Origin of the sequence: Collinsella sp. TF05-9AC, assembly GCF_003438495.1 — a bacterium.
Classification (GTDB): domain Bacteria; phylum Actinomycetota; class Coriobacteriia; order Coriobacteriales; family Coriobacteriaceae; genus Collinsella.
This window is the reverse complement of the sequence record NZ_QSSH01000007.1, coordinates 1-14868: the sequence shown is the minus strand read 5'-3', so window position 1 is coordinate 14868 and position 14868 is coordinate 1. Positions and strand designations below refer to the sequence as shown.

Sequence of the window (14868 nt, the reverse complement as noted above, 5' to 3'; positions counted from 1 at the left end):
AAAGATGCTTGATCGCCGTTCGCTACTTGTTGCCGGAGCGTCCTCGCTGGCGAGCATTATGTTGCCGCGCGTGCCGGGAAGCGCAAACGCCTTCATATTGCCGTTCGCGCCCACCGAAGCCTATGCCGACGAAAAAGACCCCTTCAGGGTGCTCGTTCTCTCGCGCACCATGTTTGGTGTGGTCGTGGTCGACGTCGCCAACAAAAATACGCCCATCGCGGGTGCCCAGGTCACGCTCACATCGCGCTATGCCGCAGGCAAGCAGCTCACCGCCACGACCGATGACGAAGGCACGGCCATCTTTGAGGTCGCGCCGCTTTCGGAAGGCTACGTGGACGAGGCAACGCTTCTCGACGCATACGACTTTAACGGCGGCATCTCCATTAGCACGGCAGGCTACCGCGATGTCGAGATTCCCCTTGCGCGTATCCAGGGCGGCACCGCCATAACCGCGCCCACGCGTCCGCTTTCCGATGGCGAGCCGTACTTTCGACAGCTCACGTTCGACGAATGGGACATCCAGTACGCCAATGCCACGTTTATGGCAATGCCGAAGGACGACACGGCAAACGAGCAACCCGACACGCACGCCTTTACCGTGCAGGCACATCTGCCACAGGGTGAACAGGCAACGCTGCACATCAACAAGGTAATGCCCGCCACGGGTAGCTCGCCCGAAACCGTCACGCAGATTGGCCAGATCAAGGCCAGCGCATCGGGTGCGAATAATCTGGCAACGTTCACGCTTGAAGACACGTTCCTCGATGCGGCATCGGGCCTTCTGGAGGAAGGATGCAAGCTGCGCTTTGTGCTCGGCTACCAGGGCAAAACCTACACGCTCTCCTCCCCCATGGCCGTTGTCGCCGCGCCGGCCGCAAAGGCAGAATCGGGCTCGACCACCATCATTCCCACCACCATGGACCAAGAGATCACCCCGTTTGATTTCCCCGCGGCGTTTCCCGGCATTGGCGGCAACAAGTTCACGTGCTGGATGCCCTCGTTCCCCATTTTGTTCGATTTCTCTTTTGCCGGGTACGTGCTGTTTGGCGGAGGATACAAACCGGTCGGTTACATGAACGATTCGGGCAACCCTGATCCGGAATACTGGAAGAAATCGCCGCGCGAGTCGGGCGCCAAGCAGGCAAACCGCTACCTCGACGAAATGGAGGGGAAGTGGAACCAGTACAAGAGCATGAGTGCCGGTTCGGGCACCGATCCAAGAAACACCAAACTCCTTCGCCACCATTGCACGCTGCTATTCACGATGGATATCGCAACACAGGTGTACGGCTCGCTCGCCTACGATTGGGTGGGCAAAACCTGGGGTAACAACAACGACCCCGCATACGGCAATATTAAGGCCCTCTTCCAGGTAAGAACCGACCTCAATTGGACCGAGCAGTTTACCCTAGGACCGGTGCCGTTTTTCCTAAACGTCAACCCCTGGGTGCTGGCGAAGCTGGCGCTCGCCGTGGGTGCCCACACGCACGGCAGCGGCGCGGCGTTTTTCAAGAACATTTCGCTCGACTATTCCAACACGTCGGGCTCATTCACTATCCAGATCGGGCTTGCCGTCACCTTTGGCGCCGGCGTTGCAGGCGTCGCCTCGTCTGCCGTGCGTGGTGCCGCATCCCTCACCCTGTTCATTGGGTACGAGAAGGCGGACGGGCACCAGCTTCCGCGGCTGCGCGTGGGTGCAGACGTCGATGTCGATGTGATACTCCAGTTCGTAATGTTCAAGTGGACCACCAAGGCTTGGTCGGGGTCGTGGCCCACACTCCTCGATTCGTGGAATATGTCGGTGAACAATGGCGACCAGTATGTGCTCCATCGCTCTGAGCTCGCATTGGGTGGAGATACGCCTTACACGCTGGATGCCCGCTTCGGCATGCCCGGCAACATCGAGGCGGACGGCGTGCCGCAATTTATTGCATTGGCCACCATCGTCACCAACGCCGAGCTGCTCGCACGCGCTGAGGTTAAGGCCACTGCAAGGAATGTCGCGCCTACCGTACGCGATTGGGACCGGTCGGTCACGCGCATTGAGCTCGAGGCGGATGCAGAAAGCGACGACACGGGACAGATCGAGCATTTCGTCCACGCACTGATAGAGAACGACGAAAACGCCGCGCCGATGTATGCGTACACCTATGTCAGGCAGGCGACGAACGCCGTTGCGGACCCCAACGCCAATTCTGCTGGTGTATCGGAGGACGAGCGTGGCGGAATCAAGCCCTCGAGCGACAACGTGCTGTTTACCGGCGTTCTCAGCGAAGCTCACATGAAGCTGGCAATGATTGCCGGCGTAGAATGCCTGTTCCGTATCGCCTCGGTGCGCTACGGCGACAATGGCCGCTCGCGTCTGGTGGTGCACACAAAGGCAAACGGCACGTGGTCCGCTCCCACGCCCGTGGACTTTCCCCTTGGGTTTGGCGAGGGCGACGTGGAGCGCGACGGCATATACGATTACGACTTCGACGTGGTGGAATATACGGACGGAAGAGAAAACCAGGACGCCTACGTGTTGCTGGTCTCGGGCGAGCGCCCCGACGGCGACAACACCCTTTTCGATACGGCAAGCACAGCCGGCATACTGTCCGTTGTGCGCCTGCGCATAAGTAATGACGAGATCCGCGTGGTGTCGCATACGTCATGGCGCAGCATCTCGCGCGGCCGCCTGCAAGAGGATGGCTACCATTGCCTGCAGTGCCCGCGTATCACGGTGGGCAAGACGCTCGTCGACGGGCGCTTGTCGGGTGCCTACCTCCACCGCCGCGGAACCACCGCAGAAAAGGCACTCGGCAGCGAGGCTGAGGTTGCGCTGGAGTGCTTTACCCTGTGGTCGGACGTTTCGGGCGACAGCCTGACGTTCCGCCAAGTTCTCCGCTTTCCGCAAGCACCGTCGAGTATCGAACTGGGCGAGCCCGAGGATATCAACGGCAAAATGGTGGTGCCCGTTGCGTACGAGACCGCAGACGGTTGCGGCTGCGCATCGTACGCCGTGATCGGCCAGTCCATTGCGGGCTGGGGCGTTATGTCACCAGACGCCACGGTACCCCGTGCGGTGCCGTGGCCGCAGCACACGGGCTTTTTGGCCACCGTCAACGAGCAGCTGCAGCATATTACTTGGACGCGAGGCGCGGCGGCATTTGCGTCGGAGCCCGTGGGTGCCGCAGGCTGTGGCCCGGCATCGTTTAGCGTAAGCAACAACGGCAGGTGCGTGCTCTATGTAGAGAACACCGATGGCAAGGTGGGACAAACCTACGACGAAGAAGGCAACCCGGTAGCAGTGATGGGCAAGCACTTCCGCATCTTCGCCAGCACCTTGGCAGGCGATCTGTTCACGGAGCCGTTCGTGATGTGCGAGCTGGACCATCCCGTCGATCAGATAACGACATTTTTGACGTCGGGAGGCATGCTCTCCGCACTCGCCACGCACATTGTAAGCGCGGAGAAGAGCGAGGCAGAGCTGCACGGCATCGAAGTGCCCTTGGTGGCGTGCGCCACTCCGACGGGCGCGGTCGCTACCTCGGGCGCGGTGGTGCCCGGAGCGGCAGGCGAATCCTTCATGGTCACGGTGCGAAACGACGGCAACACCTTGCTGACCGCCGGCACGATTGATCTGTACCGAGAGGGCTCCAGCCAGCCGTTCTCCAGCGCATCCATCGGATTTGGAGTGAACGCACGCATGGCTTCGATCTACGATCCAGAGCTTGCCGAGGACGCTTCGGCCAACGACATGGCACACGTGAAGTACGCGCTCGAGACGCTGGGCGCACGTTTTGCAACGCACCCGCTGGTAGCCGACAACGGCAACGCCGTGCTGGCACCGGGTGGCACGGCACAGTTCCGCATGAGCTTCGCCATCCCCGAGAGTTGGAGCGACGAAGTGGGCAAACGCGTAACGCTGCATGCGAAAGCGCGTGATCTGGTGGCGCTCGACCCCGTGACGCTCGAGGAAATTCGACCGGGCGCAAACTCGGCGCTGGGTGCCGTACTGCACGAGCTTCATGTGCCCGACGCGGCATGCGAACGCTCAGAAGTTCAGGTCGGCGTATGCGACAGCGCGGATACGACAGAACTTCACGACGCCCCGATGACAGCAGACGACGATGGCGGCTCGAGTGGCGGCGGTACCGACGAGGGCGGCGGCTCCGGCGGAAGCAGCTCCGGCAGTGGCAAGGACCACAGCAATAACAAACGCTCCGGAAAAGCGGGCGCGCTCGCTGGCACGGGCGATGTCAACGCTCCCCTTACGGCAGCCGCTGCAGCACTCGCCGCGGCAGGCGCCGGCCTCATCGCCTACAGCGCCCGCCGCACGGCGCTCGAAAAAGACACCGCCAAGGAGGTCAATTCGGATAGGCCTCGCTAGCTCCTAGTTACTTTTGTGAGAGACGCCGACTCGGCTCATCGAACATCAAATGGGCTGGTTCTGGATACCCAGAGCCAGCCCATTTCGCATTAGATATCGTCAGTGGAGTCGAATTCTGCCTCGAGCTTGGCACGGCGTCTTTTCGCCGTGAAAAACGTTGCGCACAGGCCAGCAAACGTGGCCGCGAAAATCGTCGCACCGCAGAACACGCCCGTGGCCAGGTTCGCCAACCAAAAGACGCTTTCGAGTGGTACGATCTGCGCCTCAGCAATACAGCGCATTGCGGCAATAACAAGCGCGAACGCGGCGCCGCTAAGACCGCTGAGAAGCAGGAAATATCCAACAGGAAGATGCTCGGTTTGCCCAAAACGATTGGTGTCGACATAGCCCTTCCGCGTTTGCAGTCCTGCGCAAATCAACATCACGAGAACGAGCCACAAATACATGGCTACCTCGAACGGCGTTGCAAAGCCATGCGGCATTTCACTGGCGTCGCTGTGAACCCACGCGACCTGTCGAGCTATAAACTGGTAGAAAAAGATCATCAACATGCCAAACGAAAGCAGTACGAAACCAATCTTGTAGATCTTTGCGCTTTCCGCCTCCAGGCGCTCATCCTTTGGGCCGGCATATTCACGCCACTTTTGCACGATTTTCAGATCTTCATATTTCATAGTGAACTCCTAAAGAGTATTAGGGTCGGCGTCGGTTTCGTCTTCCCAAAACAAGTCGTTCAACGTAACGCGCAGCACCTTACAGATTGCCACGCACAAATTGAGCGTGGGGTTGTAGCCGCCCGCCTCGATAAGACCGATAGTCTGGCGCGTAACGCCCACGGCCTCGGCCAAGTCGGCTTGCGAAAGGCCAGCCGCCGCGCGCGCCGCCTTCATGCGAAGGTTTTTCTTACCCGGCATGGAGCTCCTTTCGTAAATGTGGACAGATATCCGTTGCAACATGACAGAAATATATTGCATCCATCAGAAGATGTCAACTATATCTGTCATTATGAAAATCATGTTCGTCATCGCCATGCGGACACAACAACTTCGATTCACTATTCAAACTTACTCGGACAAACCGACTCGGTTTTGGCCGAGTAAACAAATCTCCATCGAACTCCGAACGATTGTTCGATGGATTTCGTGTTGGTTGGAATCGCCCATGGGCTGGGCTATGCTACCTTGACTATCTATATGACTAAAACGCAGCAAAGGAGCACCGAGAGAGCGAGTATGGCAAAAAACACCGCAAACTATGGTAACGACAGTATCCGCCAGCTCAAGGACGAGGAGCGCGTACGCCTGCGCCCCGCCGTTATCTTCGGCTCGGACGGGCTCGACGGCTGCGCACACGCCGCCTTCGAGATCCTGTCCAACGCCGTTGACGAGGCGCGCCAGGGCTACGGCAAGCTCATCACCCTTACCGCCTTTCGCGATGGCTCCATTCAGGTAGAGGACAACGGCCGCGGCTGCCCTCTCGACTGGAACCCCTCCGAGAAGCGCTTTAACTGGGAACTCGTCTTTTGCGAGCTCTATGCCGGCGGCAAGTACAACAACAACCAGGGCGGCGACTACGACTTCTCGCTCGGTACCAACGGCCTGGGCTCGTGCGCGACCCAGTACGCCTCCGAGTACATGGATGTCACGGTTTGGCGCGACGGCAATAAGTACTCCCTGCACTTTAAGAAGGGCAAGGTCGTCGGCACCAAAAAGAAGGCACTCGAGATTGAGCCCAGCGACGAGAACCGCACCGGCACCACCATCAAGTGGCGCCCCGATCTTGAGGTCTTTACCTCCATCAGCATTCCCCACGATTGGTATCGCGAGACCATGCGTCGTCAGGCCGTGGTCAACGCCAACGTGACCTTCCGCCTGCGCATTGAGGGCGACGATGGCGAGTTTTCCGAAGAGGACTTTTGCTATCCCAAGGGCATCGAGGACTATGTGCTCGAGAAGGTCGGTACCGACTACCTTACCGAGCCTTTCTTTATCGAGGCCGACCGTCGCGGTCGCGACCGCGAGGACCTGCCCGACTACAACGTAAAGATCACCGCGTGCATGTGCTTCTCGCGCACCTACATGATGCAGGAGTACTACCACAACTCATCGTGGCTCGAGAATGGCGGTTCGCCCGAGAAGGCCGCTCGCAGCGCTTTGACCAGCGCCATCGATGCCTACATTAAGCAACAGGGCAAATACAACAAAAACGAGAGCGGCATTAAGTGGCAGGATGTCCAGGACTGCCTGGTACTGGTGACCAACTGCTTCTCTACCCAGACGTCCTACGAAAACCAGACTAAGAAAGCCATCAACAACCGCTTTATCCAGCAGGCTATGACTGCCTTCTTTAAGGAGCGCCTCTCGACCTACCTGATCGAGAACAAGGACGCCGCCAATAAGATCATGGAACAGGTGCTCATCAACAAGCGCTCGCGCGAGAACGCCGAGAAGACGCGTCAGAGCATCAAGACCAACCTGCAGCAGAAGACCGACATGGCCAACCGCGTGCAGAAGTTCATCGACTGCCGCTCCAAGGACAAGAGCCGTCGCGAGATCTACATCGTAGAGGGCGACTCGGCAGCAGGCGCCATTCGCACCTCGCGCGATGCCGAGTTCCAGGGTGTTATGCCCGTCCGCGGCAAAATCCTCAACTGCCTGAAGGAGGACTATCCGCGCATCTTTAAGTCCGACATCATCATGGACCTTATGCGCGTGCTGGGCTGCGGCGTGGAGATCAAGGACAAGCGCATCAAGAACCTTGGCGCCTTCAACCTGGACAACCTCAACTGGAACAAGGTCATCATCTGTACGGACGCCGACGTCGACGGTTATCACATCCGCACGCTCGTACTCACCATGCTCTACCGCCTGGTGCCCACGCTTATCGACGAGGGCTACGTGTATATCGCCGAGTCGCCGCTCTACGAGATCAACTGCAAAGAGAAGACCTACTTTGCCTACACCGAGCTCGAGAAGAACGGCATCCTTAAGGAGGTCGGCGACCAAAAGTGCTCGATCAACCGCTCCAAGGGTCTTGGTGAGAACGACCCGGACATGATGTGGCTCACCACCATGAACCCCGAGACGCGCCGCCTGATCAAGGTTGAGCCCGAGGACGTCACCAAGATGGAAACCATGTTCAACCTGTTGCTGGGCAACGACGAGGCGGGCCGCAAGCGCCATATCTCCGAGCACGGCAAGGAATACCTGGACCAGCTGGACCTGCAATAGCAGTAAATCGATAACGACGGCCCATAAGAAGTTCAAGAGGAAATCGTGGCAAAGAAGAAGACGAAGAACCAGCCAAAGAAAAAGCAGGTCAACGCCGAGAACGTCATCGGCCTGCACTCCGAGGTCACCGACCAGCCGATCACGCAGACGCTCGAGGTCAACTACATGCCCTACGCCATGAGCGTCAACGTCTCGCGTGCGTTCCCCGAGATTGACGGCTTTAAGCCCTCGCACCGCAAGCTGCTCTACACCATGTACAAGATGGGCCTGCTCAAGGGCGAGCGCCAGAAGAGCGCCAACATCGTGGGCCAGACCATGAAGCTCAACCCGCACGGCGACGCCGCGATCTACGAGACGATGGTGCGCCTGGCGACGGGCAACGAAGCGTTGCTTGCGCCCTTCGTGGAGTCGAAGGGCAACTTTGGCAAGTACTATTCGGGCGATCTGAGCTACGCCGCCTCGCGTTACACCGAGGCCAAGCTCTCCCCTATCAGCGCCGAGATCTTCAAGGACATCGACAAGGACCCGGTCGACTTCGTCGACAGCTACGACGGCGCCATGAAGGAACCGCGCCTGCTGCCCACCACGTTCCCCAATATCCTCGTCTCGGCCAACAAGGGCATCGGCGTCGCCATGGCGTCCGACATCTGCGGTTTCAACCTCAACGAGGTCTGCACCGCCACCATGCACTACCTGCAGGATCCCGACTGCGACCTGCTCGAGTACATGCCCATGCCCGACTTCTCGACCGGCGGCGAAATTATCTACCGCCGCGAGGAGATGGAAAAGATTATCGAGACCGGCCTTGGCAGCTTCCAGATCCGCTCCCGCTGGCGCTGGATTCCCGAAGAGCGCATTATCGAGGTCTACGAGATCCCCTACACCACCAAGACCGATGTCATCATCGAGCGCATCGTCAAGCTCTCCAAGGAGGGCAAGGTCAAAGAGATCGCAGACATTCGCGACGAGACCGACCTCTCAGGTTTGCGCATCGCCATCGACCTTAAGCGCGGCGTCGACCCCGACAAGCTTATGGCCAAGCTCTATCGCTCGACCACGCTGCAGGATTCGTTCTCGTGCAACTTCAACGTGCTCGTCGACGGCTACCCCCGTGTTATGGGCGTGCGCCAGATTCTGCACGAATGGGTCAAGTGGCGTATTGAGTCCACGCGTCGCCGCATTAACTTTGACCTGGGCAAAAAGTCCGAGCGCCTGCACCTGCTGCACGGCCTCGAGGCGATCTTGCTCGACATCGACAAGGCCATCGCCATCATCCGCGGCACCAAGCTCGAGGCCGAGGTCGTGCCCAATCTTATGAAGGGTTTCGACATCGACGAGACCCAGGCCGAGTTTGTTGCCGAGCTTAAGCTCCGCAACATCAACGAGGAGTACATCCTCAACCGCACCAAGGACATTGCCAAGCTTGAGGGCGAGATTGCCGAGCTTGAGGAGATTCTCTCCAGCGAGGAGAACATCAAGAAGGTCATCAGCGACGAGCTGGCCGCGGTCAACAAGAAATATGTGATGCCGCGTCGCACGGGCAGGATCGAGCCCCACGAGGTCATCGAGGTAAGCTTGGGGCCCGAGGTCGAGGAGTACCCGGTTACCATCATGCTCTCGCGCGATGGCTACCTTAAGAAGATGACGGACCGCGTGCTCAAGAAGGCGACCACGCTCAAGTACAAGGACGGCGACAAACCCTTTATCGAGTTCCCGTCCTCCAACACCCACGAGCTGCTGGTCTTTACCAACAAGAGCCAGGTATACAAATGCAAGATTGCGGCGTTTGAGGACACCAAGTCGGCCCAGCTGGGCTCGTACCTGCCGACCGATCTTGAGATGGAACCCGACGAGAGCGTCATCTGGGCCATCGACCCCGAGGACTATAAGGCCGACGTGCTGTTTGTCTTTGAGAACGGCCGCGTGGTGCGTGTCGCACTTTCTGGATACGTCACCAAGACCAACCGCAAGCGCCTCAAGAACGCCATCTACGGCGGCAGCAAGCTGCTGTATGCCCAGGTGCTCAAGGAAGACCGCGACATCGCACTGGTCTCGAGCGACTATCGTTTGATGAACTTCAACACGTCGTTGCTCAAGACCAAGACGACTACCAACACGCAGGGCGTCCAGGCCTTTACCGCCAAGAAGGGCCGCTCGGTCACCACCGTCGGCACAACCGAAGAGATCCTTGGCGCCGGCGTCTCGGCCGAGAAGTTCACCGCGCAGAGCCTCCCCTCAGCCGGTGCCCTCATGAAAGAAAACGACATGCCGAGTCTGTTTGATTAGGACGACGGCAGAACCGCCATAGTTTTACAAAGCAGCGGGGTCCGGAGCGCAGCAATATCGCGCCCCGGACCCCGCTCGTTGCGGAGGTCATCCTCGGAAATGTCGACGATACGGGGGGTTCCCGCACCGTCCTAAGCCGTTAGCAAAACTCGCAAAAGTTAGCAAAAGTTGCAAAAATTAGCAAAACTTGCAAAGGAGCCACCATGGAGTACAGCAAATGGCTCCGCCATGCCAGGCATGCTCGAAGATATTATCGAGCGAACCAAAGAAGCGGCAGATAGCTACCTTTCACAGTCTCACGCGCGCATGAACGGCGTTCAAATTGGTCCAGTGGGCATCGATTGGACATATGTTCAAGAAGCCCAGGGCAACTGGCGCACGTGCATGAATGGCATCTTCAGGCAACTCGAGAAGCATGGCATCGGGCTTCTCTCGAAACGACCTATCGAGAGCTTTCCGATAAAGACATTGAGTTTTTGCTCGCGATGCTGCCCGATTCTGGCCCCAGCAGGATCTCGGAGATAGCCAAACGCATGGGCGTCGCCAGCAACTACGCAAGCCAATACAAACGCCGCCTCCTCGAGGACGGCGTTATCGGGGAACGTGGGCGTGGCCTCGTCGGCTTCGACATCCCCGCGTTCAGAGAATTCTTGAACGAGAAGGCGTTTTAGCACACCGGAATTGTCCGCGGGAGCATCGTTGCATGGCAATCAGCATTCCTCCTGGTAAGGGCAGCAAGCATTTTCCACCAACACCGATTGCCATGCGTTCTTCTTGCCCTTAGGCGAGCTTGCGGGCGAGCTCTCGCACCTCTTCCAACTTGGGCGAGGATGCCATGCTGTCGCGCTCGGTCATACCGCTGATGGTGACAATGCCCAGGTCCTCCCACTTGCAGTACGCGCAGGCTGACTTGTACATGGCGATCGCCGCATCATAGACGCCCTCGCTGTGGCTATCGAGCAAAAGGGCCGTCTTGGTGAACGGGAAGCCCGTAGCACCGAAGGCGTACAGGCGGTCGATGGCGGCCTTCTCCTGCGCAGTGATATCGAACCAGTAGATAGGCGAGGCGAAGACGACCATGTCGGCGCCTTTCAGCGACTCGATCACGTCGGCCATGTCATCCTTCTGCACGCAAGTGCCCTCATGGGTAAAGCAGTACTGGCATCCCAGACAACCAGCGATCTTTTTGCCGGCAACGCGGACGACCTCGACCGTATTGCCGCCCTCGCGCGCGGTCTCGGCAAACGCCTCGACCATGGTGTCGGTATTGGCGCCCCTGCGCGGGCTACCACTCAATACAACGATATTCATAGAAATCTCCCTCCCTCATGCCGCAGGCGCGCGGCACACATTTCGTTGTAACCAAAACAGATGAAGCTATTCAGTCGTCCGCAGACCACATCTCTCGTTCGTGCTCTCTAGACAAGGCGCAAACGGTGCTGCACCCCCCTGTCGCGCTATATCCCTACGCAGTGTTCAGAACCCCTGCTCACCGAGCAGCACCGCGCGAGGTCCAGCACGAGTACGCCTTCCCGGGTACAGGTCTCATGCCCTATGCGGGAGATGAGGACCTTCGGGAACACGTCCCCGATGGGCAGAAGCGACGCGAGCTCCCCCTCAAGCATCAAGTTGATGCTCATATCGCCTCTCACATACGCTCTCCTTCCCGGTTTCGAAACTCGAATTGATTTAAAGTTTCGAAACCGGGAAGGCAATATACAAAAGGATGTGTCGAGGAACGAATCCCAGCCACGTCATGTCGGCAGCGATGAAGGGCGCATCCGCGCGCGCTACAATGCGGGCATCAGAGATGAAAACACAGTCCCCGTCGGGTAGTCGTGGGCGTGCGGGAGTCCGCATCAGTAACCTGCCTCCTTGGTTGTCCCCTCTCTGCATGGTCATCTACATAAAGGAGGAACCAGCCATGCAGATCAGCGTGTCGTCCACCCTGACCGTATATCACGACGGTCAATTCTGGGTCGGGCTGGCGGAGCACGTCGAGGGCGGAAAGTACGGCGTCGCCCGCATCGTCTTCGGCGCGGAGCCGTCCGATGAGGAGATCCTGCGATTCGTTACAAGCGAATGGGAGAAGCTCTCGTTCTTCGGCGACAAGGCCATTGAAACAAACAAGCCCGCGAAGAACCCCAAGCGGCGCGCCCGTGAGGCGGCGAAAGCCCTTAAGCGGCCCGCGATGAGCACCAAGGCGCAGCAGGCGCTCGCAGCACAGAGAGAAGCGATGAAACAGGAGTCAGCTCATGCAAGAAGCCGACGCCGCGCGGAAGAGGCTGATGTGCGCTTCGAGCAGCGAAAGCTGAAGCGCAAGCAGAAGCATCGTGGGCATTGATTGCCATTTGCAGCAAGGCAAACCATATACAGCAGCGGCGCCAGTTCCACTTGAAGCCGACGCCGCGTAGACGCTGACGGTGACGGCTATGCACGGGCACGGGCGCGCCACCGCACTTCACAGCTTGTTTCTCAAGTATTTGGGACGCACACGCGGCGTTCAAAAATGCGGAGCGACTCCGCATGGCTCGAGACTGAGCCGAGGTGCCCTACTTCTCGCCTTCCAGCAGGCCCACGATGCGATCGATGTCGACGGCAAAGCGGGGCCTTCCCTCGCGCTCATAGAGGTCAAGGTACGCCTGGCACTCGGAGACAATGCGTTTGGTGTTGCCGTCGATGATGCGCTGGAGCGTCTCGTAGTAGGCCGAGCCCTCGGTCCTGAAGCGGCGCTGGTAGGCCTTGGTTCTGGGGAACATCTTGATGTAGTGGATGCCGTGGCGGCAGCCGGGGCGCGTCGTGGGGCGGGGTGGCAACGCAAAGTACTGGTCTTTGGGCACGTTAGGGGCGATGTTGGAACGCAGCGGCACGGCGAAGTCCCTGCGCTTTCCGTGGAAACGCAGCCTCACCACCACGATGCAGGGGCGGTCGCGCTTAAGCATGAGCTCGCGGTCGCCATCGACGAGGTCGAAAAAGTCCTGGGGGATGGATACGATCTTCACCGGCTACGCCCCCTTCATACGAAGCGGGGCCCGCATCGCTGCAGGCCCCTACAGGTGGGCGATATTCTACGCCTTGCGGCACCCCGTCGCCCACGGAGGTTAAACGTACACGTAAGCCGTACTCTGAAAGCCGCGGCTTCCGGCAAGTAGCTTATACCACGAAAGATCGCTTTCAATGCGCATGGCTCGCAAAATAACACTCGCCGGGCCGTCACCCCTGATCTTCTCGACCGTCTCCTTCGGGTACTTATTGCGTGCCACGGGCACCTCCGTCCTTGTTATCGCGATAAACACACCATGAGTGGTGTACGGGTCGAGAAGGGCTGGCACCAAAAGAGCCCAACGGCCGTTACGGCTTCGTTAGAAACGCGCCCCATCATGGATGGTGAACCCGAAAGGTAAGGCGCGCGGGCACGGCGACTCGGCCCGCGCGCCCGGAAGAGAAAGGATAAGCCCATGGATTACATGCTCGAGACGCGCGGGCTCACCAAGCGCTTCGGCCGCGGCGACCAGGCGCAGGACGCCGTGGCCGACGTGAGCCTTCATATCCGCGAGGGCGAGGTGTACGGGCTGCTCGGCCCCAACGGCGCCGGCAAGTCGACAACGCTCAAGATGATCTGCGGGATGCTGCGGCCGACGGCCGGGGAGATCCTCTTTGCCGGGCACGCCTGGCGCCGCGAGGACCTCTACGCAATCGGCAGCCTCATCGAGGAGGCGCCGCTCTACCCCAACCTCACCGCGCGCGAGAACCTGCGCGTGCGCACCACGCTGCTGGGCCTTCCCGAGAGCCGCATAGATGAGGTGCTCGCCGCCGTGGACCTCGCGGACACTGGGAAGAAGCGCGCCGGGCGCTTCTCGATGGGCATGCGGCAGCGCCTGGGGCTCGCGCTGGCGCTGATCGCCCGGCCACGCCTGCTCGTGCTCGACGAGCCCACCAACGGCCTCGACCCCATCGGCATCGAGGAGCTGCGCGACCAGATCCGCGGCTTCGCGGCGGCGGGCACGACGGTGATCGTCTCGAGCCACATCCTCTCCGAGGTGCAGCAGATGGCGGACACCATCGGCATCATCTGCGGAGGGCGCCTCGCCTACGAGGATGCGCTTCGGCCCGGGCAGGACCTCGAGGAACTCTTCATGAGCTTCTGCCGGGAAGGGCGACGAGCACGCGGGGAGGTGGCGGCATGACGGGCGAGAAAGGCGGCCTGCTCGCGGGCCTGCGCGCCGAGGCCCTGAGGTCGCGCCACGCGGCACCGGTTCGCCTGGCCGTGCTCATGGCGCTGCCGATGCCGCTGCTCGGCGCGATGCCCTACCGGGGCGTGCAGATCTTCAGCGCGTGGAACTACTGGTACGCGCTCTTCCTGCCCGTGACTCTCTCGCTCGTGGTGGCGTGCGTCGCGCGGGCGGACGCGCGCACGCGGATGCGGGGGCTTCTGGGCCTGGGCTTCCCGCTTAGGCGCGCCTGGTGGGCCAAGGCGCTCTGGTGCCTCGCGCTCTGCATGCTCTCGAACCTCGTGGTCTTCGGCATCTACCTCGCGGGATCGGCGTTCTCCTCGCAGGGCCTCACGGTCGCGGGCACGCTCACGATGCTCCTCTGCGCGCTCGTCAACACGGTGACCGCGGCGTGGATGATCCCCGCAGGGCTCTTCCTCACGGCGCGGCTCGGCATGCTCGCGGGCATCTTCTGCCCGCTCGCTGCGCAGCTCATGGGTGGTTTCGCCTGGTCGCTGATGCCGCTGCCGCAGCTCTTTCCGCCGTCGGCGAGCATGGTCATCCCCACGAGCTTCATCCCCGTGCTGCCGAGCGGCGAGCCACTCGCGGCGGACATGGCGCTCGGCGGGGCGCTCGCGGCGGACGGCATGCTCACACTGGCGGGCCTTGCGGTCTGCGCGCTCGCGTTCGCCGCGCTCACGGCGGCGGGCGCGGCCTGGTTCGCGCGCTCCGAGGAGAGGTGATGGCCATGACACGACTCTCCGACCCG

The 14868-nt window shown here is 60.2% G+C and carries 12 protein-coding genes; 7 read left to right on the top strand and 5 right to left on the bottom strand.

Going from position 1 to position 14868, the window contains the following annotated elements; all coding sequences use genetic code 11:
• The first annotated feature begins 4 nt into the window (after positions 1-4).
• Positions 5-4372 (top strand): hypothetical protein, encoded by a 4368-nt coding sequence (locus DXC52_RS03315; protein WP_117746124.1) that lies wholly within the window; start codon positions 5-7, stop codon positions 4370-4372.
• A gap of 89 nt (positions 4373-4461) precedes the next feature.
• Here the strand turns inward: DXC52_RS03315 and DXC52_RS03310 are convergent, their stop codons facing one another.
• Together DXC52_RS03310 and DXC52_RS03305 are read right to left on the bottom strand one after the other, a co-directional pair.
• Entirely contained in the window at positions 4462-5046 is a 585-nt protein-coding gene (locus DXC52_RS03310) for a hypothetical protein (protein WP_117746123.1), read from the bottom strand.
• Between the two features lie 9 nt (positions 5047-5055).
• Positions 5056-5286 carry a helix-turn-helix transcriptional regulator gene (locus DXC52_RS03305; protein WP_117746122.1) on the bottom strand — a complete coding sequence of 77 codons (231 nt, stop codon included), beginning with the start codon at positions 5284-5286 and terminating at the stop codon, positions 5056-5058.
• Between the two features lie 318 nt (positions 5287-5604).
• Between DXC52_RS03305 and DXC52_RS03295 the strand changes: the two genes are divergently transcribed.
• The 3 genes from DXC52_RS03295 (at position 5605) to DXC52_RS03285 (ending at position 10559) form a co-directional block, all read left to right on the top strand.
• Positions 5605-7602, top strand: coding sequence for a type IIA DNA topoisomerase subunit B (locus tag DXC52_RS03295; protein WP_117746120.1), 1998 nt, complete (start codon positions 5605-5607; stop codon positions 7600-7602).
• A 45-nt stretch (positions 7603-7647) separates the two neighbouring features.
• A complete protein-coding gene (locus DXC52_RS03290) occupies positions 7648-9888 on the top strand; it encodes a DNA gyrase subunit A (protein ID WP_117746119.1) in 2241 nt (746 codons plus the stop codon).
• Positions 9889-10268: 380 nt separating this feature from the next.
• A complete protein-coding gene (locus DXC52_RS03285; RefSeq protein ID WP_147330594.1) occupies positions 10269-10559 on the top strand; it encodes a hypothetical protein in 291 nt (96 codons plus the stop codon).
• A 109-nt stretch (positions 10560-10668) separates the two neighbouring features.
• Here DXC52_RS03285 and DXC52_RS03280 read toward each other — a convergent pair whose 3' ends face one another.
• Positions 10669-11199, bottom strand: a complete 531-nt coding sequence (locus DXC52_RS03280; protein ID WP_117746117.1) for a flavodoxin family protein — start codon at positions 11197-11199, stop codon at positions 10669-10671.
• 613 nt (positions 11200-11812) lie between these two features.
• Between DXC52_RS03280 and DXC52_RS03270 the strand changes: the two genes are divergently transcribed.
• Positions 11813-12232, top strand: a complete 420-nt coding sequence (locus tag DXC52_RS03270; protein WP_117746115.1) for a YjdF family protein — start codon at positions 11813-11815, stop codon at positions 12230-12232.
• Between the two features lie 208 nt (positions 12233-12440).
• Here DXC52_RS03270 and DXC52_RS03265 read toward each other — a convergent pair whose 3' ends face one another.
• Positions 12441-12890, bottom strand: a complete 450-nt coding sequence (locus tag DXC52_RS03265; RefSeq protein WP_117746114.1) for a hypothetical protein — start codon at positions 12888-12890, stop codon at positions 12441-12443.
• 99 nt (positions 12891-12989) lie between these two features.
• Positions 12990-13151: a hypothetical protein gene (locus tag DXC52_RS03260; protein ID WP_199409432.1), complete on the bottom strand. Its 162-nt coding sequence runs from the start codon at positions 13149-13151 to the stop codon at positions 12990-12992.
• A 195-nt stretch (positions 13152-13346) separates the two neighbouring features.
• Here DXC52_RS03260 and DXC52_RS03255 point away from each other — a divergent pair, with 195 nt between their 5' ends.
• Together DXC52_RS03255 and DXC52_RS03250 are read left to right on the top strand one after the other, a co-directional pair.
• Positions 13347-14075: a lantibiotic protection ABC transporter ATP-binding protein gene (locus DXC52_RS03255; RefSeq protein WP_055309961.1), complete on the top strand. Its 729-nt coding sequence runs from the start codon at positions 13347-13349 to the stop codon at positions 14073-14075.
• The gene (locus DXC52_RS03250) at positions 14072-14842 is read left to right on the top strand and encodes a hypothetical protein (RefSeq protein ID WP_117746112.1); all 771 of its coding nucleotides are present in this window, start codon (positions 14072-14074) and stop codon (positions 14840-14842) included. The genes DXC52_RS03255 and DXC52_RS03250 overlap by 4 nt, the downstream gene beginning before the upstream one ends.
• Positions 14843-14868 lie beyond the last annotated feature (26 nt).

What these genes read in the sequence shown, in the direction of transcription:
- DXC52_RS03315 (WP_117746124.1), top strand. Translation starts at nt 5, where the DNA reads ATGCTTGATCGCCGTTCGCTACTTGTTGCCGGAGCGTCCTCGCTGGCG.
- DXC52_RS03310 (WP_117746123.1), bottom strand. Translation starts at nt 5,046, where the DNA reads ATGAAATATGAAGATCTGAAAATCGTGCAAAAGTGGCGTGAATATGCC.
- DXC52_RS03305 (WP_117746122.1), bottom strand. Translation starts at nt 5,286, where the DNA reads ATGCCGGGTAAGAAAAACCTTCGCATGAAGGCGGCGCGCGCGGCGGCT.
- DXC52_RS03295 (WP_117746120.1), top strand. Translation starts at nt 5,605, where the DNA reads ATGGCAAAAAACACCGCAAACTATGGTAACGACAGTATCCGCCAGCTC.
- DXC52_RS03280 (WP_117746117.1), bottom strand. Translation starts at nt 11,199, where the DNA reads ATGAATATCGTTGTATTGAGTGGTAGCCCGCGCAGGGGCGCCAATACC.
- DXC52_RS03270 (WP_117746115.1), top strand. Translation starts at nt 11,813, where the DNA reads ATGCAGATCAGCGTGTCGTCCACCCTGACCGTATATCACGACGGTCAA.
- DXC52_RS03255 (WP_055309961.1), top strand. Translation starts at nt 13,347, where the DNA reads ATGGATTACATGCTCGAGACGCGCGGGCTCACCAAGCGCTTCGGCCGC.
- DXC52_RS03250 (WP_117746112.1), top strand. Translation starts at nt 14,072, where the DNA reads ATGACGGGCGAGAAAGGCGGCCTGCTCGCGGGCCTGCGCGCCGAGGCC.